The organism is Amycolatopsis sp. NPDC059027, assembly GCF_042739735.1.
Taxonomy (GTDB): domain Bacteria; phylum Actinomycetota; class Actinomycetes; order Mycobacteriales; family Pseudonocardiaceae; genus Amycolatopsis.
Genome location: NZ_JBHYIK010000106.1, coordinates 1 through 23,230 on the forward strand (window position 1 = coordinate 1; position 23,230 = coordinate 23,230).

Sequence of the window (23,230 nt, forward strand, 5' to 3'; positions counted from 1 at the left end):
GTTAAGGCCACCTTACGGGCGTCAGACGCCCGTAAGGTGGCCTTAACGGCATGTGGGGCCCCGAAGTGGTAGGGCCTCAGCCCAGGACGCCGCCGAGCTTGACGTGACCCTTGAGCAGGTTGCGGGCGATGGTCCGGCGCTGGATCTCGTCGGTGCCCTCGTAGATGCGCAGCAGCCGCAGCTCCCGGTACCAGCGCTCGATCGGCAGCTCCCGCGTGTAGCCCATCCCGCCGTGGATCTGCAGGACACGGTCGACGATCTCGTTCGCCTTCACCCCGCCGTAGAGCTTCGCCATCGACTGCGCGTGCCGCGAGTCCATCTTCTGGTCGACCTGCCACGCCGCGTGCAGCACCAGCCAGCGCAGCGCTTCCAGTTCGACACCGGAGTCCGCGATCATCCACTGGATGGCCTGTCGCTCGGCGATCTTCTGCCCGAACGTCTCCCGCGTGTTGGCGTGCTCGATGGCCATCGACAGCAGCCGCTCGCACGAACCGATCGCGCGGGCGGGCAGCAGGTACCGGCCCTGGCCGATCCACTGCATCGCAAGTTCGAACCCACGTCCTTCCTCGCCGAGAATCTGCGACGAGGGCACGCGAACGTCCTGGAACACCAGCGAAGCCGGGCCCCACTCACCCATCGTGTCGATGTACTCGGACTTCCAGCCCATCTCACGATCGACGAGGAAGCACGTGACGCCGCCGTTCGCGCCCTTCTCTGGGTCGGTGATGGCGAACACCATGGTGAAGTCGGCCTCGTTGCCGCCGGTGATGAACGTCTTCTCGCCGTTGATGATCCAGTCGTCACCGTCCTTGCGGGCCGCGGTCCGGATCGCCTTCGCGTCCGACCCGGCACCCGGTTCGGTGATCGCGAAACAGGACTTCCGCTCACCCGAGATCGTCGGGAGCAGATAGCGCTCTTTCTGCTCCTCGTTGGCGTGGAACAGGATGTTGTCCGCCGAGCCACCGAACTTGAACTGCACGAAGGTGCGGCCGAGCTCGGCTTCGAGCAGCGCCGCCATCACCGCGGACAGCCCCATGCCGCCGTAGGACTCGGGCGTCAGCACACCCCAGAACCCGGATTCCTTGGCCTTGAGCTGAAGCTCGCGCAGTTCGTCGGAGGTGATCCCCGGCTGCCCGGCGCGCTCGCGGCGCAGGACCTCCGGCTCGAGCGGGATCAGCTCACGCTGGACGAAGGTGCGGACCCAGTCGCGCACTTCCCGTTCCTCGACGCTCAGGGTGAAATCCATGGCTACCTCTTCTGCGGAATTCTCTGCCCGACACGGTCGCGGCCGCGGAGGCGCCACGACGCTGGCTAAGCGCTTGCTTAGTTCAGGATACCCGTACTCCCGGTCACGTCTACCCCGTACGCGTGACAAGCGGGATCGGGCGCGGAAGGATCGAACGCAGGAGACAAAACTTGGGGGTTCCGGTGATGGAGATCGCAGTCCGGTGGTCGAGGCCGCTGCCGAACGAGGAGCGTTTCCTCCGGCTGCTCGACGACGTCGAGCTCGGACGGCACGAGGCATACCGGCAGGAAGCGGACAAGCGGCGCTTCCTCACCGGGCGGGTGCTCGCCAAGACCCTCACCGCCGAACGGCTCGGCCGCGACGTCGAGACGGTGCGGTTCGACGCGACGTGCGAGGACTGCGGGAAGCCGCACGGGCGGCCGCGGGTACCGGGCTCGGACCTGACGCTGACCATCTCGCACTCGGGCGACCTGATCGGCGTCGCGGCGACCGACGGCGTCCCGATCGGCCTCGACGTCGAGACGGCCACCCGCCGCGCGGACGACTCACTGATCGACTACGCGCTGAGCCCGGTCGAGCAGAAGGCGCTGGCCGGGCTGACCGCCGAGGAACGGGCCGCCGCGTTCTTCGTCTACTGGACCCGCAAGGAAGCCGTGATGAAGGCGACCGGCAAGGGCCTGAAGATCCCGCTGCAGAGCATCACGTTCTCCGGGCACGACGAGCCCGCGCGCCTGGTGTCCTCCGACGACGCGGCACTCGACCCGGCACTGACCCGCCTCGCCGATCTGGAAGCCACCGAGGGCTACCGCGCCGCCGTCGCGGTGCTGACCACGGAAGATCTCCAGGTCACCGAACACTTCTGGACCCCGGACGCCTGAGCAGCGGGAGCAAGGGACCTTTACTAGCGTTGCTTAGCGGAACTAACAAGCGTGAGCAAAGGTCCCTCGCCCACCTTCCGCAGGTCAGAGTGGGCCAGAGGGGGTGGACGAGCGCCCCAATGTGGCGTTCGGTGCGTTGGACGCACCCAATGCCACATTCGGGCGCATGAACCCCGGCTCAGACGTACGGGAGATTCGCGTCCGCCAGGCCCATCGCGCCCAGCAGCGTCCGGAACTTCGCGCTCGTCTCGTCCAGCTCGGCACGCGGGTCCGAGTCGGCCACAATGCCGCCACCGGCGTAGAGCCGCATCGACGTGTCGGCGACCTCGGCGCAGCGGATCGCAACCGCCCACTCGCCGTCCCCCGCGGCATCGACCCAGCCGACGGCACCGGCGTAGTAGTCCCGGTCGAACGGCTCCAGCTCGCTCACCAGCGAACGCGCGCCCTCGGTCGGGGTACCGCAGATCGCCGGGGTGGGGTGCAGCGCGGCGGCCAGGTCCAGTGCGGTGACGCCGGGATCGGCCAGCTCGCCCGTGATGGCGGTCCGCAGGTGCCAGATCGCCGGAGTGGACACCAGTTCCGGGCCGTCGGGAACGTCCAGCGAGCGGCAGAACGGCCGCAGCGCCTCCACGACGTAGTCCACGACGACCGCGTGCTCGATCTGGTTCTTGCGCGAGGTCCGCAACTCCTCGCCGTTGGCCCGGTCGGTCTCCGGATCGGCCGAACGCGGCATCGACCCGGCGTGCGGGAGGGTGAAAACGGAGCGTCCGGCGCGGGAGAGCAGCAGCTCCGGGGTGGCGCCGACGAGGGTGCGGCCGCTCGGCAGCTGGGCGGCGTAGGTGAAGTGGCGGGGGTTCTCCCTCGCCAGGTTGCGCACGATGTGCTCGGCACGCAGCGGTTCGGTGAACTCGAGGTCGAGGGCGCGCGCGAGGACCGCCTTGCTGAAACCCCGGTCCGCCAGCGCGGCGACCGTGGCGGCCACGGTGTCCATGTGCGCCTCGGGCGAGGGCACGGCGCGGACGTCCGACGGCCGCGGCAGCACCTCCCGTGGCAGGACAACGGCCGCGGAAGAATCATCCGCATCGGCGCGGAGCACCGTTCGCGGGAGTACGAGGTGCCCGGGGACACGCGTGCCGGAGCCGGTGTCGAAGGGCAGGACACCGACCGCCAGCGGCGCGCGGGCAGCCTTCAGCTGCCGGGACACCTCGGCGGCGAGCCGGCCCGGGTCGGTCTCGGTGACGGTCCGCTGGACACCCTGCGCGAGCAGGGCGCGGCGGGCCGTCGCGAGCAGGAAGTCACCCCGCTGGTAGCGGGCGGCGAGGTCGACCGGGGTCGCCGGCGCGGTACTGGTCGTCACGCCTCCAGCGTCCCAGGATCCGGGAGGTCCGCGGGGAAAGTGTTGCCGGGGCAACACCGTGTCCAGGCTCCTGCCGCAGGCAGGATCACACCTTCCCCGCGGGGACTCCCCGACGGCTACTTGAGCGCGTCGATGAGCGCCTCACGCTGGCGCTCGCCGAGGCCGGCGGCACGCCGGTCGGGGTCGATGCCCGCCTGCTCGAGCAGGGCGGCGACCTTGACAGCGCCCAGGCCGGGGACGGCCTTCAGCAGCTGGGTGACCTTCGTCTTCCCGATGGTCTTGTTCTCCTTGGCCTGCTTGAGCACCTTCTCGATGCTCTCCTTGCCGGACTTGATCGACGCAAGCAGCTCGGAACGCGCCTTACGTGCCTCGGCCGCCTTCGCGAGGGCCTCGGCGCGCTGCTCCGGAGTCAACGTGGGCAGAGCCAACGTAGTAGTCCTTTCCTCATCAGGTCTCCGCTTTCGCGGCCGACGGCCTTATCCCCATGCTTGCAGGTGCAAGCGCTGGCCAGCCGTCTCTTACCACCGCCCCAGTAAACGCCACGACGTTCACGGACGTACAACCGACACGCACTTATTACCCCTCGACCACCCGGTGGGCAACCCGTCGCCTCCCCGCTCCAGCCTGCGGAAACGTCCACCCGACACGCTTCGCAGCCGGGTTCGCTCACTCGAAAGTGCGGCGCATTTCACCCGCTATGGGTGACTACTTTCGTTCCCACATAAGGAAAATGTTGAAAATTGATGATCTTGTACCGGTTTACGTGGCCACCCGTTAGCGGGACGTCGTAACCGAAGAGTTGCCTGAGTTGACCATGCTCGGAACGCCCGTTCCGCATTAGAGTCGGCGGCACCCAGACCACCGGCGAATGAGTCCACGGGAGTCCCCCATGTTGAGCACGATGCAGGACCGGCCGCTGTCGCTGGCCACGCTGCTCCGCCACGGCACCTCGGTGCACGCGGGGAGCGAAGTCATCACCTGGACCGGTTCAGAAGCCCGCCGCGAGAGCTACGCCGAGCTCGGCAAGCACGCCGCCCGGCTCGCGAACGCCCTCCGGAGCCTCGGGGTGACCGGCGATCAGCGCGTCGGCACATTCATGTGGAACAACGCCGAGCACCTCGCCGCCTACCTCGCCGTCCCCGCGATGGGCGCGGTGCTGCACACGCTGAACATCCGGCTGTTCCCCGAGCAGCTGACGTTCGTGGCCAACCACGCCGAGGACCAGGTCGTCATCGTGGACGGCACCCTGGTCCCACTACTGGCGAAGCAGCTACCAGGGCTAAAGACGGTCAAACACGTCATCGTCGCGAACGGCGACGCCGCCGCGCTGGAGGCGCCGGCCGGGGTCCAGGTGCACTCCTACGACGCGCTGCTGGCCGCCCAGCCCGACGAGTTCGACTGGCCGCTGGTCGACGAGCGCTCGGCCGCCGCGATGTGTTACACCTCGGGCACGACCGGTGACCCCAAGGGCGTCGTGTACTCCCACCGCTCGATCTGGCTGCACTCGATGCAGGTCTGCATGACCGACAGCATGCGGCTGGCCCAGCACGACAAGGCCCTCGCCATCGTCCCGATGTTCCACGCGATGGCCTGGGGCATGCCCTACGCCGCGCTGATGGTCGGCGCGTCCCTGCTCATGCCGGACCGTTTCCTCCAGCCCGCCCCGATCGCCGCGCTGCTCGCCGCCGAGAAGCCGACGTTCGCGGGCGCGGTGCCGACGATCTGGCAGGGCCTGCTCGCCCACCTCGACGCGAACCCGCAGGACATCTCCCACCTGCGCGAGGTCGTCGTCGGCGGCTCGGCGGCACCGCCGTCGCTGATGCACGCCTTCGAGGACCGCTACAACGTGCCGATCCTGCACGCGTGGGGCATGACCGAGACGTCGCCACTGGGCAGCGTCGCGCGGCCGCCGGCGTCGGCGACCGGCGAAGAGCACTGGGCCTACCGTTACACGCAGGGCCGCTTCCCCGCGTCGGTCAGCGCGCGGCTGATCGGCGACAACGGCGAAGTCCTGCCGTGGGACAACGAGGCCGTGGGCGAGCTGGAGGTCCAGGGGCCGTGGATCGCGGCCGCCTACCACGGCGGCGCCGAGGTCGACCCGGACAAGTTCCACGACGGCTGGCTGCGCACCGGCGACGTCGGCAAGATCAGCCCGGACGGCTTCCTGACCCTGACCGACCGGGCGAAGGACGTCATCAAGTCCGGCGGCGAGTGGATTTCCTCGGTCGATCTGGAGAACCAGGTCATGGCGCATCCCGCGGTCGCGGAGGCCGCGGTGATCGGCATCCCGGACGAGAAGTGGGACGAGCGGCCGCTGGTCGCCGTCGTGCTCAAGGAGGGCCAGAACGTCACCGCCGAGCAGCTGCGCGAGTTCCTGGCCGACAAGGTCGCGAAGTGGCAGCTGCCGGAGAACTGGACTTTCGTGGACGAGGTGCCGAAGACCAGTGTCGGCAAGTTCGACAAGAAGCGGCTGCGGGCGTTCCACTCCGAGGGAAAGCTCGACATCTCACAGCTCTAACGGGTAAACATCCGGCGAGTCAGATGGTCCGTGGGGGCCTCCCTGAGGGAATCTAGGTCCCTCAGGGAGGCCCCCACGGGCTTGTGGCAGATGGGACTGGGGATGCAGCAGCGCAGCAGGCGGAACTTCTTCGCACTGGCGGGTATGGCGGCGGCGGGCGTGACCGCGGCCGCGTGCGGGTCGAACACGGGCAGGCAGGGCAATCCGCCGCCGTCGACGGCGTACTCGGCGGCGCCGCCGGAACCGGCGAAACCCACGCTGCAGCAGTGGTATCACGCGTACGGCGAGGACGGCGTCCAGGACGCGGTGAAGCGCTACGCCGCCGCGTACCAGAAGGCCAAGGTCTCCGTGCAGTGGAACCCGGGCGACTACGACTCGAAGATCGTGACGGCCCTGCAGAACAGCCCCGTGCCGGACGTCTTCGAGGCACAGGTCAAGATCGACTGGGTGCGGCAGAACCAGGTCGTCCCGCTCGACGACCTCATCGGCCCGGTGAAGAGCGACTTCACCCCGGCGCTGCTCGCCGCGAACACGGTCGAGGGCAAGGTCTACGGCATCCCGCAGGCCATCGACACCCAGGTTCTCTTCTACCGCAAGAGCCTGCTGTCCGCCGCGGGCGTGCAGCCGCCGCAGACCGTCGACGAACTGATCGACGCGGCGGCGAAACTCACCAAGGGCGGAGTGAAGGGCTTGTTCGTCGGCAACGACGGCGGCGTCTCGACGCTGACCGGCCCGCTGCTGTGGTCGGCAGGGCTCGACTACCTGAAGAACGACAACCGCGAGGTCGGCTTCGACGACCCGCGCGCGGCGACGGCGTTCGGCAAGCTGCGCGCGCTCAACACGAACAACTCGCTGCTGCTCGGCGCGCCGACGGACTGGTCGGATCCCGCCGCGTTGATCGACGGCCTCGCCGCGATGCAGTGGACCGGGCTGTGGAACGTGCCGAAGATCCAGGCCGCGCTGAAGGACGACTTCGGCGTGCTGGCGTTCCCGAAGCTCGACGGCAGCGGCGCGCCGTCGGTTCCGGTCGGCGCGTACGGCGCGATGGTCAACGCCAAGAGCCCGAACGTGGCCGCCGCCAAGGACTTCGTGAAGTGGCTGTGGATCGACCAGACGGCGGATCAGCTGGAGTTCGCCACGAAGTTCGGCTTCCACGTGCCGGCCCGGCAGAGCCTGGTGGACAAGGCGGACAACCTGAAGTCCGGCCCCGCCGCCGACGCCGCCCGGTTCGTCAAGGAGAACAGCCACCTCATCGGCGGCCCAGTGTGGACCCAGCCGTCGAACACCGCGCTGAGCGACGCGGTCGCGAAGATCGCCAAGGAAACCGCCGACCCGGCGGCCGAGACGAAGAAGGCGGTCGACGTCGCGAAGGCCGAGCTGAAGCGCCTGTTCGGCTGATGCGGTCGCGCAAGGCCCGCGACACCGCGGTCTTCTGGCTGTTCGTGGGGCCGCTCCTGATCGGGCTGATCGTGTTCGCGTACCTGCCGATCGGCTGGAGCGCGTACCTGTCCTTCTTCGACGCGCGCAACACGGTCACCCCGAGCACGTTCGTCGGGCTGGACAACTACGCGCACATGCTGACCGACGAACCGTTCTTGTCCAGCCTCGGGACGTTCAGCGTGTTCGCGGTGTTCATCGTGCCGCTGACCTTCGTGCTTTCACTGGCGCTGGCGGTCGGGGTCAACCAGCTGAAATTCGCCCGCGCGTTCTTCCGTTCGGTGTTCTTCCTTCCCTTCGCCTGTTCCTACGTGGTGGCCTCGCTGATCTGGAAGACGTCGTTGTTCTCCGGTGTCCGATATGGACTGGCGAACTCGGTGCTGGGCTTGTTCGGCGCCGACCCGGTGGCCTGGACCGGGACCGTGCATCCGCCCTTGTACTGGGTCGTGCTGGTGACCGCGCGGCTGTGGTTGCAGCTGGGTTTCTACATGATCCTGTTCCTCGCCGCGCTGCAACGAATCCCGAAGCATCTCTACGAGGCGGCGTGGCTCGACGGCGCGAAACCCGGCTGGCAGGTGTTCCGGCACATCACGCTGCCGCAGTTGCGCGCGACGTCCGTCGCGGTGCTGCTGCTCAACCTCATCAACGCGTACCAGGCGTTCGACGAGTTCTACAACATCATGGGCGATTCACGCGGCTATCCGCCGTTCGCCAGGCCGCCGCTGGTGTACCTCTACTACACCTCGCTCGGCTCCGGCGGTCAGGACCTCGGGCGCGGCAGCGCGGGCGCGGTGATCCTGGCGCTGATCATCGCGCTGGTGACCCTGTTGCAGGGCAGGGTGTTCCGGTTCGATCGGGAGGCGGTGTGAAAGCGCTCGCGCGGTGGACCGCGCTCCTCGTCGCGACGGTGCTCTTCCTGCTGCCGTTCTACCTGCTGCTGCGCAACGGCCTGTCGACCCGCGCCGAGATCACCGCGCCCGGCTGGACGTTCTTCCCCTCGACGGTGCACTGGGAGAACATCGGCGACCTGTTCTCGCTGCAGGACGTCCCGTTCGCGCACAGCCTGCTGACGTCGGCCGTCGTCGCCGTGGTCCAGACCGCCGGCGTGCTGCTGGTGTGCTCGCTCGCGGGCTACGGACTGGCCAGGATTCCTTACCGGCACTCGAAAAAGGTGCTGTACGCGGTGATCGCGACGTTGATGATCCCGACATCGGTCACCTTCGTGCCCAGCTTCGTGGTGGTGTCCACCCTCGGCTGGGTCTCGGATCTGCGCGGGCTGGTGATCCCCGGGATCTTCAGCGCCTTCAGCGTGTTCCTTTTCCGGCAGCATTTCGTGGACTTCCCCCGCGAACTGGAGGAAGCGGGCCGGATGGACGGGCTGAGCCGCTGGGGCGTGTTCTGGCGGATCGTGGTGCCGAACTCGCGCGGGTTCTTCGCGGCGATCGCGGTGATCACCGTGATCGGCAGCTGGAACGCGTTCCTGTGGCCGCTGGTGATCGCGCAGTCGCCGGACTCGTGGACCGTCCAGGTGGCATTGTCCGGGCTGCTCACCTCGCAGAATCCCCAGCTGAACCTGCTGTTCCTCGCCGCGGCGATCTCGATCCTGCCGATCGTGCTCCTGTTCGTCTTCCTGCAGCGTTACCTGGTGCGCGGCGTCGCCGAATCCGGCCTCAAAGGATAGTCACTCCCAGGAGTCGGCCTGATTAGCCCGAATGGCGGCACTATGAGGCATTAACAAATGTGACCCTGTGCGCTCATCATGGAACGCGGGGCGGACAACAGACGACGGGTCCATGGCTGCTCCGCAAGATCGACTGAGACCGGAGCCCGTTCGAGGGGGAACGCCATGGCCACCTGGTGGATCGACTACAGCGCAGCGAAACTCTCCGCCGCCACGATAAAATCGGCCAAGATCGGGTCGAACGGCGAGACCGCGACCGGCGTCATCCGCTACATCGACGCGCCGAATCTGCTCGGCACCAAGCACACGAACGCGTCCGAGTACCGCGACCAGTTGAATTCCGGCCTCGGCCTCGCCATGTACTTCGAGGTCGACCAGGACGACGCGATAGGCGGGTACGCGCAGGGGCAGGAAAACGCGCGGCGCGCGCTCGCCGGGTGCAACTACCTCGGCTTTCCCGGCGTGATCTTCTTCTGCGCCGACCGGTGGTTCAACGCTCCAGGGCGGCCGGTCATCACGGCCGCCCTGTGGCAGGCCTATCTCGACGGCGCGGTGAGCATCCTTGGCCGGGGCCGGGTCGGCGCATACGGATTCGCCGACGCGATGGACGCCGGCCGCGGCCACGTCGACTACTTCATCCAGTGCGGGGCCTGGGAAGCGGCCCGCGGCTTCATCAACGGCTGGCAGGACAACAACTATCAGCCCATCGTCGGGGGCATCCAGACCGACCGGGTCCTGATCCTGCGCCCGATCCCCTTCACCCCCGGTGGAGGTTCGTCCGCGTTCATGAACGACGAGGAGTGGAACATGCAGCTACAGTCCGGAGAGCGACGCAGCATGTCGTTCGACATCCCCGCCGGGGCCAGCCAGATCCGCGTCAACTGCCCGGTCGACTTCATCATCGTGCACGGGATCTGGCAAGCCGGTGAAGGGCTTCCCGAGGGCGACAAGTTCGACTACAAGTGGAGCAACGAAGCCGACTTCCACATCGACCGGCTCCGGCCGTGGAAGATCGACGTGGCGCCCGGCGCGACGCAGGGATCCATCATCTACACCTATTCCCCGGGGCATCCGGAACGAACGGCTTCCCTTTCGTTCCGCTGATCCCGCTTTCCGCCGAGCCAGCGGAAAATCAGGACGAACGACAGCACCAGCGCGCCGCCGTCGGTGAGCAACGACGGCAGGAGCCCGGCAGGACCGTAGAGTTCCAGTGACGCGCGGAAAACCGCGGGCGGGATCGCGATCACGCCCGCCGCCTGGGTGATGTTGACGATCAGCACCAGCCAGAAGATCCGCGCACGCGGCCACAGCGCCAGGAGACCGAGCAGGTTACCGGCCAGGTAGAGATCCCCTACCAGCCGGAGCACGGTGAGGAATCCTGGCGCTTCGGCCCGCGCCTCGGCGGGTGACTTCCCCGCCAGCCGCATGGCCGTTTCGATCATGTGCGGGTCGATGACGACGAAGTTCTGCAGTGCCGTGCCGATCGCGAACACCGCCGAGCACACCGCGACCACCAGCCGCAGTCTCGGCGTCCACGTTTCCCCGGTATCTGCCATGACTCCCCCTGTTCTCTATCACCGATAGAGAACAATCTATCACTGATAGAGTGCTCGGGTGGCACGCAAAGGCACGCTCGACCGTGAGCAGATCACCGAGGCCGCACTGGGCCTGCTCGACGAGGTCGGACTGGCCGAACTCAGCACGCGCAAACTGGCCACCCGCCTCGGGATCAGCTCGCCGACGCTGTACTGGCACGTCCAGGACAAGGGACAGCTGCTCGATCTGCTCGCGGAGGCCATCTGCGCGGACGCGTTCGAGATCGACGGCTCGCTGCCGTGGCGCGAGCAGCTGGCGAGCGGACTCCGGCAGTTCCGCGCCCTGCTGCTACGCCATCGCGACGCCGCGACACTGCTCCGCGAACGCCCGCCGACCGGGCCGCATCGGCTGGGGCACATCGAGACGACAGTGCGCATCCTGCTCGACGCGGGCTTCTCCGCCGACGAGACCGCCGGGATCGCCCGTCTGCTCGCCGCGCACGTGCTCGCCTCCGTCGAACAGTTGCCATCGGTCTCCAAGGACGCCAAGAACCCTTTCGCCGCAGGCGAAATCGACAAGCCCACCCCAGCGAGTTCCGGGGACTACCCGAATCTGCGCGGCCTCGCTCCCGCGTTCGCTCGTCTATCCACAGAGGACTTGTTCGAACTCGGCATCGACATCATCCTCGACGGCCTCGACCACCGCCGCCGCCGAACCCGCCGGAAACGCTAGCGCCCCACTGCCGGCCACCCGGGTACCGAATGCGAGATTTCTTCGTGTTTCCCTTCCCTGCCGTTCACCGTCCCGCTAACCTCATGCGGCACCGTGCACAACGGCCCGGAATCCAGGCAGCAGGGAGCACAAGATGGCCGAACTGACCAGGCGCGCGTTCACCACGGCGGGCGTCACCGGCCTCGGGCTGCTGCTGTGCACCCCTGCTTCGAACGCGCTCGACCGCGCGCTGCGGCTGACCGGCACCCGCACGGTGTCGACGTCCGGCACCACGCTCGAATCCGTCGCCACCCCGGTGACCGCGGGTCCCGGCTACACCCGGCTCACCGCGGGCCCCGGCTGGCCGCTCAAGGTCCGCGACGAACTGGCCACGGCGAAGGCGGGCCGGGACGACCGGCGCCGCGCGCTGAGTTCGTTCGTGCAGTTCACCGATCTGCACATCACCGACACCGAGAGCCCGGCAAGGTTCGAATACCTGCACGCTTTCGCCGGCGGCGCGCACCGCCCGCAGGAGACGCTCGGCGCCGTCGCCACCAACGCGCTGGTGCGCCGCGTGAACAGCCTGCGCGCCGGGCCGTTCACCGGACGGCCGTTCGACCTCGTGGTGACCACCGGCGACAACACCGACAACCACGAACACCTCGAACTCGACTGGTTCCTCACGCTCCTCAACGGCGGCTCGGTGACCCAGAACTCAGGCGACCCGCATCGCTACGAGGGCGTTCAGAACTCCGGCAACAAGCAGTACTGGAATCCCGGGATCCCGCTCGACGACGCGTATTCGAAGAAGGGTTTCCCGCAGCTGCCCGGCCTCCTCGAAGCGGCGGGCGGCACCTTCGCCGCGAGCGGCCTCGACGTCCCGTGGTACTGCACGTTCGGCAACCACGACGACAGCATCGTGGGCACGCTGCCGGACCTGCCAGGCCAGGAAGCCTGGTACACCGGCAGGTACAAGGTGATCGGGAAGGACGAGAGCACCACCCGCAAGCTCGCCGCGGCGCTCGCGAAACCCGGCGCCACGGTGCCGGTCGGCGAACTGTTCGGTGGCTCGGGCACGATCCGCGAGGTCACCCCGGACGAGCGGCGCCGCCCCTTCAGCACCGCGGAATTCGTGCGCGCGCACCTGGACACCGCGCACACCGGGCCGGGCCCGGTCGGGCACGGTTTCGGCGAGAACAACGCCGACGGCCGCAACGTCTACTACACGTTCCGCATCGCGCCGGGGATCACCGGCATCAGCCTCGACACCACGACGCTCGGCGGTTTCGCGGACGGGTCGATCGGGCTCGGCCAGTTCACCTGGGTCGAGTCGATCCTCAAGCGCGGCAGCTCGACCTACTACGATTTCTTCGGCAACCGGGTCACCCAGCAGGTCACCGACGAGCTGTTCATCCTGTTCAGCCACCACACCAGCACGTCCATGGGCAACCTGCTGCCCGACCGGCGGCACCCGCTGGAGCTCCGGCTGAACGGCGACACGTTCGCCGGCCTGCTCAACCGCTTCCCGAACGTCCTGGCCTGGGTCAACGGACACACCCACGAGAACAAGATCACCCCGCACCGCGGCAAGACACCGGCGCAGAGCTTCTGGGAGATCAACACCGCGTCGCACATCGACTTCCCGCAACACGCCCGCGTCATCGAGGTCGCCGACAACGCCGACGGCACGCTGTCTCTGTTCACCACGCTCATCGAGGCCGAATCGCCGTACGCCGCCGCCTACGGTGACCACGGCGCGGACGCGCTGGCGTCGCTGTACCGGGAACTGTCCTACAACGACGTCCAAGCCGTACCGGGCCGGGTGGGCACGGACGCGGACCACAACACCGAGCTGCTGCTCCTCAATCCCCTCGCCTGAGCCCTCGCTGTGCCAAAGTGAGGCATGGACATCGAGCTGGCGGACGCCGTCGCGAGCGTGCGGGACGAATTGCTGACAGCGGCGGCACAGGGTGCGGGCGCGGACCTCGAGTTCGTGGTCGGGCCGATCGAGCTGGAGTTCGCCGTCGAACTGCGCAAGGATGCCAAGGCCAAGGCGGGTTTCAAGGCGTGGGTGGTGTCCGCCGACGTCGAAGCCGGCGTGGTGCGCGGACGCACGCACAAGGTGAAGCTGACGGTCACCCCACGGCTCCCGGACGGCGGTGACGTCGTCGTCGCCGGAGCGGCGTCCCGTCCGGCAGGGCCGGGAGACGTGTCGGAATACGTGGGCCGCTGAGAGTTCCCTCGTGGAATGGGCACGCGTCGCCGCGGTCACCGGTCCCGGTGGCCCCGGCTCGGGCTACGTCGTCGCGCCGCGGCTGGTGCTGACGTCGGCCCACGTCGTGCACGCGACGGGTGATGCGGTGACGGTGTTCCGCCCGGGTCGGGCCGGGGAGTTCACCGGGCGAGTGGTGTGGTGCGGAACGCCGGCGGGCCGTGACGACGCGGCGTTGGTCGAGGTGGGCGACGAGGCGTGGGAACCGATACCCGGCGCCGTCGCGTGGGGCCACACGGTCACTCATCGGACCGGAATCCCTTGTGTCACTTGGGGTTCACCCGACCTGGTGCAGCGCGCGGGGCGGCCGGCCGAGGTGGCGCAGGTGTCCGGGACGTTCAACGCCGGGGACCGCATGGTCGGCGACCGGTACGTGCTGAACCTCGACATTCACCCGCCCGCGCCGACGGGTCCCGGCACTTCGCCGTGGGGAGGCCTGTCCGGCGCGGCGCTGTGCTGCGGCGAGCTGGTCACCGGGGTCATCGCGACGGATCCGGCCGGGCGCGGGCATTCCGCGCTCGAAGCTGTCCCGATGTACGTGCTGCTGCGCGATCCCGCCTTCGCCACGCTCGTCGGTGACGCCACGCTCGACCCCGTCGAACTGCGGGACCTGACCGATCCACAGGCGCGCGTCCAGGTCGGCGGGACGGTCACGTCGCCTGCCGGTCTGCTGCCCGCGCGCCGCGCCATGGTCCCGTTCCGCGGCCGTGAGGACCTGCTCGGCGAACTCCGGGCCTGGGCGGAATCGCCGGGTTCGAGCCTGTGGCTGCTGCACGGCCAAGGTGGCCAGGGCAAGACCAGGCTGGTGCACGAGTTCGCCGCCCGGCTCGGCTGGACAGCACTGTGGCTCGACGCCGCCGCTGCGGATCTCGGCGTCCTCTCGGACACGGTCGTACCGCTGCTCGTGGTCGTCGACTACGCCGAGACCCGTATCGACCAGCTGGCCACGTTGCTCGACATCGTGGCGCGACGCCGCTCGAACACGCCGGTGAAGATCGTCGCGCTGGCGCGGACAGCGGGTTCGTGGTGGCAGCAACTGGCGAGCGAGAACGACGTCGCGGGTGACATGGTCGACGTCGCGACGGTGCGCGAGCTGCCGATCCTGGACGCCACCGCCTCCGGTCAAGACGACATGTACCGCGCGGCGGTGGACGCCTTCGCCGCCGCGCTCACTTCCGCGCCGAACTTCGGCGGCGTGGACTGGGCTTCGGCCGCCGCCGGGTGTTCCCCGCCGACGACGTCCGGCGACGAGACGGTCCTGTCGGTGCAGATGACAGCGCTTTCCGACCTGCTCGACGCCGCGCGTCCCGGCCAGGGCACCGGGACACGCGGCCCGGAGGACCGGCTGCTCGATCACGAACGCCGGTACTGGGAAAGCACCGCGCGGGCCCACGGCCTGCTGCCCGCCCTGAGCATGGCGACGTTGACCGACGCGATCACCGCGGCCGCCCTGATCGGCCCGCCAAGGCATGAGGACGCCGACAAGTTCCTGACGCTGATCCCGGGCCTGGCCGACCAGCCGCTGGACCGCCGCGACACCGTCCGTGCCTGGCTGACGGACCTCTACCCGTCCGACGGGCAAACCGCTTTCGCCTACCTGCAACCGGATCGGCTCGCCGAACGGCTCATCGGACGGTTCGTCCTCGACCGCACCCGCAACGGCCTGATCGACGCGCTGATCCCCGCACTCGTCAAAGGCGCGGCCGAGGATCTGCTGACGTTCTGCACGCGTGCGGCCGCGCACAGAGTTTTCGGTGACGCGGTGCGCGAGTACGTAACGTCGTTGTGCCTGCGGTACGCCGATGTGCTGGCGGTACCCGCGATCGACGTCGCCACGCAGGTGGAGGATCCGCGCCCGCTCGTCGCCGCACTCGACCGCATCGCGACCGATCCCGCCACCGAAACCGAACGTCTCGTCGCCTGGTCGAAGGCGCTGCCCGAACACAGTACGGCGCTGGCGGAAACGACCATCCACATCAGACGGTCGCTGGTCGCCAGGTTCCGTGCTTCGGCGGGCCGGAACGGAATGGGAGGCAGGGCAAGGCTCGCGAGCGGTCTCCACAATCTCGCCATCAGCCTGGATACGCCGGAGCGGTGGCCGGAAGCCCTAGCGCTCCTCACCGAAGCCATAGCGGCCTACCGTGATCTCGCCGCCGCATACCCCGCCAAGGTCCTCCCTGAACTCGCTAACGGGCTCAACAGCCTTTCGAATCTGCAGGCACACCTCGGACAACGAGCAAACGCACTCGACACCTGTACCGAAGCCGTGGAAATCTATCGACGGCTGGCCGACAGCGAGCCCGAGACATTCATGCCCCTCTTCGCCAGAACGCTGAGCAACCTCGCTTCCTGCCAGGCAGCCCTCGGCCGCCGTACCGAAGCTCTCGAATCCATCACCGAGTCGGTGAAAATCGAACGGCGATTGGCCGAGGAAGAACCCGATGTGGTCAACGCTCACCTGGCGAACGCTTTGCACAATCTCGCCCTCCGTCAGGCGGCCGTAGGCAGGTTGGCCGCCGCGCTCGCCACCACCACCGAAACCGTCGACCGGTATCGCGAACTCGCCGCCCTGCGACCGGATGCCTACACCTTCGATCTCGCGGCGAGCCTCAGCAACCTCGGGCTCAGGCTGGAACGCTTCGCGCACCACAACAAAAGCTTGTACGCATGTAACGAAGCGGTCGACCTCTACCGACGGCTTGTCGCGAAAAGACCTGCCGCCACTTTCCTCTCACACCTGGCTAGCGGCCTAATCAATCTCTCACGCATGCAAGAAAAAATTGGCCTCCGAGAAGAGCCCTTAGCCACAGCGGCCGAGGCGGTTGAACTTTTGCGGCAGCTTGGGAAAAGCCAGCCGAACGCATTCCTTCCTGCGCTCGCCACAAGTTTCGACAACCTGTCAAGCAGACAGGAGAGTGTCGGCCATACAGCAGAGGCTCTTTCTTCCAGCACGGCAGCGGTGGAGATCTCCCGGCGGCTCGTCGAGTCCGAACCGGACGCGTTCCTTCCCGGCCTCGCCGCCCACTTGAACACCCTCGCCCATCGTCAGGCAAACATAGGGCAACAAGAGGCGGCATTGGCCTCCGTCACCGAAGCCGTCGAGATCACCCGGCACCTCACCAAAACCGAACCTTATGCACATCTGCCAGACCTCGCCAGCTACATAAATGACCTCGGCAACCACCAAGCCGGTACCGGGGACCTGTCTGCAAGTATCGCTTCACTCACTGAAGCCGCAGTCATCTGGCGTCGCCTCACCGAGGCTGAACCGGCACATCTGCCCAACCTCGCCCGTACCCTGAACACCCTCGGCAACCACCAATCCACCTCCGGCGCCCCTGAGGCGGGCAGCGCCACCCTTGCCGAAGCCGTCGCCATCCGTACCCAGCTCGCCCAGGCTAACCCGTTGAAGCACCTGCCCGGCGTCGCCGAGAGCCTGCACAACCTCGCCCTCGTCCAGAGCGATCTCGGGCGCCACGACGAAGCCTTTGCCTCCGTCACCGAGGCAGTCGAGATCTACAGACCACTGGCCACTGGAGACCCTGGCAGGTTCCGGTTCCCCTTCGGATGTTCGCTCCACGAACTCGCGAACCATCAGCTGGACCGAGATCTGCACCAGGAAGCGCTGGACACGCTCAGTGAAGCCGTCGCCATCCGCTGCGAGCTGGGTACCTCGGACAGCAGGCTCACCGACCTCGGGGACAGCCTAAACAACCTCGCTCTCTGCCACGAGGCGCTCGGCCAACGGGACGAGGCACTACGAGCCATCGACGAAGCGGCCAAGATCTTCCAACGGCTGGGCAGCCACGAGGACGAACTCGAACGTGCTCGGCGGATCCGAAAGCGGCTCCAGGGCGACGCCTGAGCGGCATTACCTCCGGGGTAATCGACGTCGCGCACGCCATGGGGCAGGCTCCACGGCATGACCGACCCCGAAGGCACCCAGCTGTTCCACCGGACCATGCCCTTCAGCGAACGGCTCGGCATCGAGGTGCTGGAGCACGGCCCCGAGCTGGTCCGCAGCCGGCTCGAGCACGCCGAAGACCTCTGCACACTCGGCGGCGTGCTCCACGGCGGCGCTCTGATGGCGCTGGCCGACTCGACGGGCGCGGTGTGCGCGTTCCTCAATCTGCCCGAGGGCGCTCAAGGCACGACGACCGTCGAGTCGAAGACGAACTTCCTGCGTGCCATCCGTTCGGGCTACGCGGTTGCGTCGTCCAGGCCACTGCACGCGGGGCGGAAGTTCGTCGTGGTGGAGACGGAGATCCACGACGACGCCGGCAAGCTGGTCGCGAAAGTGACACAGACGCAGGCAGTCTTGTAGACAACTGTTTACATACCCGGCCTGACCGGCGAAAATCTCTCGCTACTGGGTGGGTGCCGAGGGATGGAGCCGGAATGCGGGTGCGCGGGTTGTTCACGTTACTGTCCATCGCCATGTTGACCGCAGTGACCGCGCAGGTCGCCGAGGCGCAGCCGGGGCGACCCGGTGACGACGAGGCGATCGACTACCACGAATGGTCGAACTCGCACGGCTTCCGCCACGGCGACGCGGCAGGCGTCGGGATCGAGCACGACGGGCTGCGCATCACCCGGCCGGTGGGCACGATCCAGCACGCCGAGCCCGGGCTGGGCACCAACCGGACGTACGAGTACGGCAGCTGGACGTCGCCGATGTACGCCCAGGGCTTCGACGCGACGCAGCTGATCGCGTCGTGGAACGCGAAGACGCCCGCGAAGACGTGGCTGCAGGTCGAGGCCAAGGGCCGCACGGCAGCCGGGGCCGAGACCACGTGGTACGTGATGGGCCGCTGGGCGAGTGGCGACGGCGACATCCAGCGGACCAGTGTCAACGGCCAGGACGACGCCAACGCGAGCGTGGACGTCGATACGCTCGGCACGAAGAGCGGTGTCACGCTGCGGTCCTACCAGCTGCGGATCACGCTGTACCGCGAGGCAGGCTCGCGCGTCACCCCGGTGGTGACGTCGCTGGGCGCGATGACGTCCGCGGTGCCCGACCGTTTCGACGTCCGGACGACGAAACCGGGCCGTGCCACCGGGATCGAGCTCGACGTCCCGCCGTACGCCCAGAACCTCCACAAAGGACAGTTCCCGCAGTACGGCGGCGGCGGGGAGAACTGGTGCAGCCCGACCGCGACGGAGATGGTCGCCGAATACTGGGGCAAGCGGCCCAAGCCCGCGGACATGGCCTGGATCCCGGCGGACTACGTCGATCCGTCCGTGGCCTACGCGGCGCGCTACACCTACGACTACGCCTACGAGGGCACCGGGAACTGGCCGTTCAACACCGCCTACGCCGCCTCGCTCGGGCTGCGCGGGCACATCACCCGGCTGCATTCGCTCAACGAGCTGGAAAACTACATCGCCCGCGGCATCCCGGTCATCACGTCGCAGTCGTTCGAGTCCAGCGAACTCGACGGCGCGGGGTACGGCACCGCCGGGCACATCATGGTCGTCATCGGGTTCACGAAGGACGGTGACGTCATCACGAACGACCCGGCGTCCAACAGCAACGACAACGTCCGCACCGTCTACAAGCGCGACCAGTTCGAAAAGATCTGGCAGCGCACCCAGCGGCACACCGCGGACGGCAGTGTCGCGAGCGGGCCCGGTGGCGTCGTCTACCTGATCACCCCGGCCTGACCGGCGTCACCCCGGCCACGCATGCGGGAGTCGCCATGTCCGCATGATCCGTGGCAAGCTGCGAGTACCAGCACCAGCACCGCAGCCGAAAGGTGGTCGAGGCATGCCGTACGAGGTCCAAGGTGTCGTCGCACGTGCGAAGGGTGAGCCGGTCACGCTGGAGACCGTGCTCGTCCCCGACCCGGGCCCCGGCGAGGCGGTGGTCTCGGTGCAGGCCTGCGGCGTGTGCCATACCGACCTGCACTATCGCGAAGGCGGCATCAACGACGAGTTCCCGTTCCTGCTCGGCCACGAAGCCGCCGGACGTGTCGAGCGGGTCGGCGAGGGCGTCACCGATCTCGAACCCGGCGACTACGTCATCCTGAACTGGCGGGCCGTCTGCGGCACCTGCCGGGCCTGTCGCCGCGGCAAACCGTGGTACTGCTTCTCGACGTTCAACGCCGCTCAGCCGATGACGCTGTCCGATGGCACGAAGCTCAGCCCGGCACTCGGCATCGGCGCGTTCCTCGAGAAAACGCTTGTCCACAGTGGACAGTGCACGAAGGTCGACCCCGAGGCCGAACCGGCGGTGGCCGGGCTGCTCGGCTGCGGCGTCATGGCAGGGATCGGCGCCGCGCTCAACACGGGTGCGGTGAGCCGGGGCGATTCGGTGGCCGTGATCGGCTGCGGCGGGGTCGGGAACGCCGCGGTAGCCGGGGCGAAGCTCGCCGGCGCGACTACGATCGTCGCAATCGACACGGACGACCGCAAGCTCACCTGGGCACAGGAGTTCGGCGCGACCCACACGCTCAACAGCAAGGGCCTCGATGAGGGCGAAGTGGTCGAGACCATCCGGGAGGCCACCGGCTCGTTCGGCGCGGACGTGGTCATCGACGCCGTGGGCAGGCCGGAGACCTGGCGTCAGGCCTTCTACGGCCGCGATCTCGCCGGGACGGTCGTGCTGGTCGGGGTGCCGACGCCGGAAATGCGCCTCGACGACATGCCGCTCATCGACTTCTTCTCGCGCGGCGGGTCGCTCAAATCGTCCTGGTACGGCGACTGCCTGCCCTCGCGGGACTTCCCGCTGCTGGTGGACCTCTATCTGCAGGGCAAGCTCCCGCTGGACAAGTTCGTCACCGAACGAATCGGCGTGAACGACGTCGAATCGGCGTTCGGCCGGATGCACCGCGGCGAGGTGCTGCGCAGCGTGGTGACGTTCTGATCCTCTTCACCGACGCCGAGTATCCGGCCGATCCCTACCCCGGGGCACGGCCGGGATGTTCGTTCGTCCATTCGGACGGTGCGGGGCGTCCGCTCGACACGGCGCCGCCGGGCTGGCGGGACCGTCAGGCGGTGCTGGCCTACGGTTCCAACGCCTGCCCCTCGAAAATCACCTGGCTGCGCACCGAACTGGGACTGAACGGACCGGTCGTGGTGGTGAAGGCGCGCTGTACCGGGCTCGGCGCGGTGTGGGCGTCCGGCCTCCGGAAACGCGACGGTCAGCGGCCCGCCACCCTGACCGCGCTGCCGGAAGTCGTCGAGGAGCACGCCGTCTGGTTCGTGACTCCCGACCAACTCGCGATTCTCGATATATGCGAAGGACGCGGCGAACGTTATCACCTGGCCCGGTTGGGGAACCCGGACATCACACTGGAAGACGGCTCGCGGCCCGCGGAGGTGCTCACCTATGTCGGCGCCTCGGACATCCGGTTTCCGTTGCTGGTCAACGGCTCGCCGGTCCGTGTCGCCGACGTCGGGCAGCGGGAGGCGGCCGCACTTCGCGGTGTCGCGGCGACCTCGCACGGCGTATCCTGCACCATCTTGTATTAAGACAGCAGCGCGCGTATTGAAGCATCAGCGCGCTGCGTCACAACGCTACGACGCTCAGCCATTCTTTCCAACAAAACAAGGTTCACGTTCCACGCGGCCGCTGAACCGATACCCTGGCCGAGCCATCCCACGGCCCCGCCGCGACGGTCTTTCCCTGCCGCCTCGGGCCCGGCGATTCCGATGGCTTACCGGTTCCTGCACGAACTCATGTTGTTTCTGGAGGTGAATCGTCACATCATGCCGAGTGCCCCCTCCGCTTTGGCGGACACCCGCAACCGGCAGGCGGCGACGAGAGTTCCGGACGACGTACTCATGGACGCGGCACGCCAATGCGTGCTCGCGGTCGGAGTGCGCCGCACCACACTCGCCGAGATCGCACGGACGGCAGGCGTCAGCCGGATGACCGTCTACCGGCGCTTTCCCGACGTTCGCAGTGTGCTCAGCGCGTTGATGACCCGTGAATTCGGCGGGTTGCTGCGGCACGCCGGCGAACAGGGCTCCGGTGCGAAGAACAGCAGGGAACGGCTGGTGCTCATCGCCGTCAGCGGAATTCGTTCCCTGGCAGGCGATCCGCTGTTCCGCACCCTGCTCGACGTCGATCCCGAACTGTTGCTGCCCTACATCGTCGAACGACTGGGCCGGACCCAGCGGTTCGCCGAAAAGGTTGTCCACCAACTGCTCGCCGCCGGACACCGCGACGGCTCGATACGCCGGGCCAACGTCGGCGCCCAGGCGAGATCGGTGCTGCTGCTGGTCCAGTCGTTCGCGTTCTCCCTGCGGCCCGCCACGACGGACATCGAAGAAGCCGCCCTCATGGCGGAATTCGCGCACGTGCTCGACGCGTCGCTGCGCCCCTGATCTTCGGGGCCCCCTTCGGGGGCTCGCGCATATCCTCCCTCGCCTGCACAGGCACTTTCCCGTGCATCCTCCGCTGCGCCCGGCACACCCCTCGGCGTGGACAACTTGACGAGTCGTTGGGTTTTTGCAACAGTACGTTGTATGAGTCCGGTGCGACGCGGCAAGGAGCTGCCGATCTACAACCGGCTCCCCGTGCTCCGAGCGGAGCGCGGGCTGAGCAGGGCCGCGCTGGCGACGGCGGTCGAGGTCAACCCACAGACCATCGGCGCGCTCGAACGCGGTGACCACTACCCGAGCCTGGACCTGGCGTTCCGGATCTGCGCGGTGTTCGACCTCCCGGTCGAGGCGGTGTTCAGCCGCGAGCCGTTCGCGCCACTGTCCACTCAGGTCTATCGCGAGGGGGGAGCATGAACAGCAGGCCGGGACGCTTCGCCGCGTATTGGGAACGGCAGCTGGACAGGCTGGACGAACAGGAGCGGCGTCGGGAGCGCAGGCTGCCGGCCTGGCGAACCCGGCGGCGACGTCGGCAGCTGGTGGTCCTGGTGCTTCTCGGCGACCTCGTGCTGATCGCGAGTGCGGCGAGCTTCAAGCTCGCACCCCCGTGGTTCGCGCTCGGCACCTGGTTCGGCGGATTCGCCATCGGTGCCATCGGGTTCGTCCTGCTCCGGATCCTGACCGGCCGGATGAGCGGCGGCTTTTCCCGCCTGCTCGACGAGCGTGAGCGCGAATGGCGGCACCGGATCACGTTCGTCGCCTACCTGACGCTGACCTTTCTGATGGTCGTGGCGATGTTCTACGGGCTGCTGATCTCACAACAGCACGACAGCGGGGTGCGGGGCGCGATGATGCTCGCGGCGCTGCTCGTCACCGGGAGCACGGTGCCGACGATCGTGCTCGGCTGGTTGCTTCCGGACGACGATCCCGAGGATTTTCTCGAGGAGGGGAATGGGGATGAGTGACAAAACCTTGGAGATCGACGGGATCTCCAAGCGCTACGGCGCGAAGGTCGCGCTGGACGGCGTGAGTTTCGACGTCCGCGCGGGCGAGCTGTTCGGTTTCGTCGGCAGCAACGGCGCGGGCAAGACCACGACGATGCGGATCGCGCTGGGCGTACTGGCCGCGGATGCGGGCGAAGTCCGCTTCGACGGGAAGCCGATCACGCACGAAGCCCGCACGCACATCGGGTACATGCCGGAGGAACGCGGGCTGTACCCGAAGATGAAAGTGCTCGACCAGCTCGTCTATCTCGCCGAGCTGCACGGG

General features: G+C 67.9%; 22 protein-coding genes and 1 pseudogene. 19 read left to right on the forward strand and 4 right to left on the reverse strand.

The features are described 5' to 3' along the window. Nucleotides 1-76 precede the first annotated feature (76 nt). On the reverse strand, nt 77-1,246 hold the full coding sequence (locus ACFWY9_RS41680; protein ID WP_378327737.1) for an acyl-CoA dehydrogenase family protein: 1,170 nt from the start codon (nt 1,244-1,246) through the stop codon (nt 77-79). 182 nt (nt 1,247-1,428) lie between these two features. On the opposite strand from ACFWY9_RS41680, the gene ACFWY9_RS41685 reads away from it, so the two are divergent. Then, nucleotides 1,429-2,124 (forward strand): 4'-phosphopantetheinyl transferase family protein, encoded by a 696-nt coding sequence (locus ACFWY9_RS41685; RefSeq protein WP_378327738.1) that lies wholly within the window; start codon nt 1,429-1,431, stop codon nt 2,122-2,124. 178 nt (nt 2,125-2,302) lie between these two features. Here ACFWY9_RS41685 and ACFWY9_RS41690 read toward each other — a convergent pair whose 3' ends face one another. Both ACFWY9_RS41690 and mihF read right to left on the reverse strand, forming a co-directional pair. Further along, nucleotides 2,303-3,481 (reverse strand): isochorismate synthase, encoded by a 1,179-nt coding sequence (locus ACFWY9_RS41690; RefSeq protein WP_378327739.1) that lies wholly within the window; start codon nt 3,479-3,481, stop codon nt 2,303-2,305. A gap of 116 nt (nt 3,482-3,597) precedes the next feature. Then, nucleotides 3,598-3,909, reverse strand: coding sequence for an integration host factor, actinobacterial type (gene mihF / locus ACFWY9_RS41695; protein WP_051767699.1), 312 nt, complete (start codon nt 3,907-3,909; stop codon nt 3,598-3,600). A 461-nt stretch (nt 3,910-4,370) separates the two neighbouring features. Here mihF and ACFWY9_RS41700 point away from each other — a divergent pair, with 461 nt between their 5' ends. From ACFWY9_RS41700 to ACFWY9_RS41720, 5 genes are all read left to right on the forward strand, one after another. Further along, complete coding sequence (locus ACFWY9_RS41700) at nt 4,371-5,999, forward strand: long-chain fatty acid--CoA ligase (protein ID WP_378327740.1); 1,629 nt, start codon at nt 4,371-4,373, stop codon at nt 5,997-5,999. A gap of 102 nt (nt 6,000-6,101) precedes the next feature. After that, nucleotides 6,102-7,397, forward strand: coding sequence for an extracellular solute-binding protein (locus ACFWY9_RS41705; protein ID WP_378327807.1), 1,296 nt, complete (start codon nt 6,102-6,104; stop codon nt 7,395-7,397). Beyond that, nucleotides 7,397-8,305: a carbohydrate ABC transporter permease gene (locus tag ACFWY9_RS41710; RefSeq protein ID WP_378327741.1), complete on the forward strand. Its 909-nt coding sequence runs from the start codon at nt 7,397-7,399 to the stop codon at nt 8,303-8,305. The genes ACFWY9_RS41705 and ACFWY9_RS41710 overlap by 1 nt, the downstream gene beginning before the upstream one ends. Beyond that, a complete protein-coding gene (locus ACFWY9_RS41715) occupies nt 8,302-9,117 on the forward strand; it encodes a carbohydrate ABC transporter permease (protein ID WP_378327742.1) in 816 nt (271 codons plus the stop codon). The genes ACFWY9_RS41710 and ACFWY9_RS41715 overlap by 4 nt, the downstream gene beginning before the upstream one ends. A gap of 165 nt (nt 9,118-9,282) precedes the next feature. Beyond that, nucleotides 9,283-10,221, forward strand: coding sequence for a glycoside hydrolase domain-containing protein (locus ACFWY9_RS41720; protein WP_378327743.1), 939 nt, complete (start codon nt 9,283-9,285; stop codon nt 10,219-10,221). Here the strand turns inward: ACFWY9_RS41720 and ACFWY9_RS41725 are convergent. Then, nucleotides 10,173-10,673, reverse strand: coding sequence for a hypothetical protein (locus ACFWY9_RS41725; protein ID WP_378327744.1), 501 nt, complete (start codon nt 10,671-10,673; stop codon nt 10,173-10,175). The two genes, ACFWY9_RS41720 and ACFWY9_RS41725, sit on opposite strands and share 49 nt — an antisense overlap. A gap of 58 nt (nt 10,674-10,731) precedes the next feature. On the opposite strand from ACFWY9_RS41725, the gene ACFWY9_RS41730 reads away from it, so the two are divergent. From ACFWY9_RS41730 to ACFWY9_RS41790, 13 genes and pseudogenes are all read left to right on the forward strand, one after another. Further along, the gene (locus ACFWY9_RS41730; protein ID WP_378327745.1) at nt 10,732-11,385 is read left to right on the forward strand and encodes a TetR/AcrR family transcriptional regulator C-terminal domain-containing protein; all 654 of its coding nucleotides are present in this window, start codon (nt 10,732-10,734) and stop codon (nt 11,383-11,385) included. Nucleotides 11,386-11,518: 133 nt separating this feature from the next. Further along, entirely contained in the window at nt 11,519-13,243 is a 1,725-nt protein-coding gene (locus ACFWY9_RS41735; protein ID WP_378327746.1) for a TIGR03767 family metallophosphoesterase, read from the forward strand. 24 nt (nt 13,244-13,267) lie between these two features. Continuing rightward, a complete protein-coding gene (locus ACFWY9_RS41740; RefSeq protein ID WP_378327747.1) occupies nt 13,268-13,597 on the forward strand; it encodes a trypco2 family protein in 330 nt (109 codons plus the stop codon). A 10-nt stretch (nt 13,598-13,607) separates the two neighbouring features. After that, nucleotides 13,608-14,048, forward strand: a pseudogene (locus ACFWY9_RS41745) (trypsin-like peptidase domain-containing protein); the annotation flags it as partial. A gap of 120 nt (nt 14,049-14,168) precedes the next feature. Further along, entirely contained in the window at nt 14,169-17,501 is a 3,333-nt protein-coding gene (locus ACFWY9_RS41750; RefSeq protein WP_378327808.1) for a tetratricopeptide repeat protein, read from the forward strand. Between the two features lie 57 nt (nt 17,502-17,558). Further along, complete coding sequence (locus ACFWY9_RS41755) at nt 17,559-17,960, forward strand: PaaI family thioesterase (RefSeq protein ID WP_378327748.1); 402 nt, start codon at nt 17,559-17,561, stop codon at nt 17,958-17,960. A gap of 74 nt (nt 17,961-18,034) precedes the next feature. Next, entirely contained in the window at nt 18,035-19,300 is a 1,266-nt protein-coding gene (locus tag ACFWY9_RS41760) for a peptidase C39 family protein (protein ID WP_378327749.1), read from the forward strand. A 103-nt stretch (nt 19,301-19,403) separates the two neighbouring features. Continuing rightward, entirely contained in the window at nt 19,404-20,501 is a 1,098-nt protein-coding gene (locus tag ACFWY9_RS41765; RefSeq protein WP_378327750.1) for an S-(hydroxymethyl)mycothiol dehydrogenase, read from the forward strand. Beyond that, nucleotides 20,498-21,109, forward strand: a complete 612-nt coding sequence (locus ACFWY9_RS41770; protein ID WP_378327809.1) for a gamma-glutamylcyclotransferase — start codon at nt 20,498-20,500, stop codon at nt 21,107-21,109. The genes ACFWY9_RS41765 and ACFWY9_RS41770 overlap by 4 nt, the downstream gene beginning before the upstream one ends. 237 nt (nt 21,110-21,346) lie before the next feature. Then, on the forward strand, nt 21,347-21,967 hold the full coding sequence (locus ACFWY9_RS41775; RefSeq protein WP_378327751.1) for a TetR/AcrR family transcriptional regulator: 621 nt from the start codon (nt 21,347-21,349) through the stop codon (nt 21,965-21,967). 141 nt (nt 21,968-22,108) lie between these two features. After that, on the forward strand, nt 22,109-22,378 hold the full coding sequence (locus ACFWY9_RS41780; RefSeq protein WP_378327752.1) for a helix-turn-helix transcriptional regulator: 270 nt from the start codon (nt 22,109-22,111) through the stop codon (nt 22,376-22,378). Next, nucleotides 22,375-22,926: a hypothetical protein gene (locus ACFWY9_RS41785; RefSeq protein WP_378327753.1), complete on the forward strand. Its 552-nt coding sequence runs from the start codon at nt 22,375-22,377 to the stop codon at nt 22,924-22,926. The genes ACFWY9_RS41780 and ACFWY9_RS41785 overlap by 4 nt, the downstream gene beginning before the upstream one ends. Continuing rightward, on the forward strand, nt 22,919-23,230 hold a 312-nt coding region (locus ACFWY9_RS41790), incomplete at its 3' end, for an ABC transporter ATP-binding protein (protein WP_378341480.1). The genes ACFWY9_RS41785 and ACFWY9_RS41790, both read left to right, overlap by 8 nt.

Bases quoted from the DNA above. Each gene is read 5' to 3' on its own strand.
- ACFWY9_RS41740 (WP_378327747.1), top strand. From the start codon at position 13,268: ATGGACATCGAGCTGGCGGACGCCGTCGCGAGCGTGCGGGACGAATTG.
- ACFWY9_RS41760 (WP_378327749.1), top strand. From the start codon at position 18,035: ATGCGGGTGCGCGGGTTGTTCACGTTACTGTCCATCGCCATGTTGACC.
- ACFWY9_RS41720 (WP_378327743.1), top strand. From the start codon at position 9,283: ATGGCCACCTGGTGGATCGACTACAGCGCAGCGAAACTCTCCGCCGCC.
- ACFWY9_RS41725 (WP_378327744.1), bottom strand. From the start codon at position 10,673: ATGGCAGATACCGGGGAAACGTGGACGCCGAGACTGCGGCTGGTGGTC.
- ACFWY9_RS41710 (WP_378327741.1), top strand. From the start codon at position 7,397: ATGCGGTCGCGCAAGGCCCGCGACACCGCGGTCTTCTGGCTGTTCGTG.
- ACFWY9_RS41780 (WP_378327752.1), top strand. From the start codon at position 22,109: ATGAGTCCGGTGCGACGCGGCAAGGAGCTGCCGATCTACAACCGGCTC.
- ACFWY9_RS41705 (WP_378327807.1), top strand. From the start codon at position 6,102: ATGCAGCAGCGCAGCAGGCGGAACTTCTTCGCACTGGCGGGTATGGCG.
- ACFWY9_RS41755 (WP_378327748.1), top strand. From the start codon at position 17,559: ATGACCGACCCCGAAGGCACCCAGCTGTTCCACCGGACCATGCCCTTC.
- ACFWY9_RS41765 (WP_378327750.1), top strand. From the start codon at position 19,404: ATGCCGTACGAGGTCCAAGGTGTCGTCGCACGTGCGAAGGGTGAGCCG.
- ACFWY9_RS41680 (WP_378327737.1), bottom strand. From the start codon at position 1,246: ATGGATTTCACCCTGAGCGTCGAGGAACGGGAAGTGCGCGACTGGGTC.
- ACFWY9_RS41735 (WP_378327746.1), top strand. From the start codon at position 11,519: ATGGCCGAACTGACCAGGCGCGCGTTCACCACGGCGGGCGTCACCGGC.
- ACFWY9_RS41700 (WP_378327740.1), top strand. From the start codon at position 4,371: ATGTTGAGCACGATGCAGGACCGGCCGCTGTCGCTGGCCACGCTGCTC.
- ACFWY9_RS41785 (WP_378327753.1), top strand. From the start codon at position 22,375: ATGAACAGCAGGCCGGGACGCTTCGCCGCGTATTGGGAACGGCAGCTG.
- ACFWY9_RS41775 (WP_378327751.1), top strand. From the start codon at position 21,347: ATGCCGAGTGCCCCCTCCGCTTTGGCGGACACCCGCAACCGGCAGGCG.
- ACFWY9_RS41750 (WP_378327808.1), top strand. From the start codon at position 14,169: ATGTACGTGCTGCTGCGCGATCCCGCCTTCGCCACGCTCGTCGGTGAC.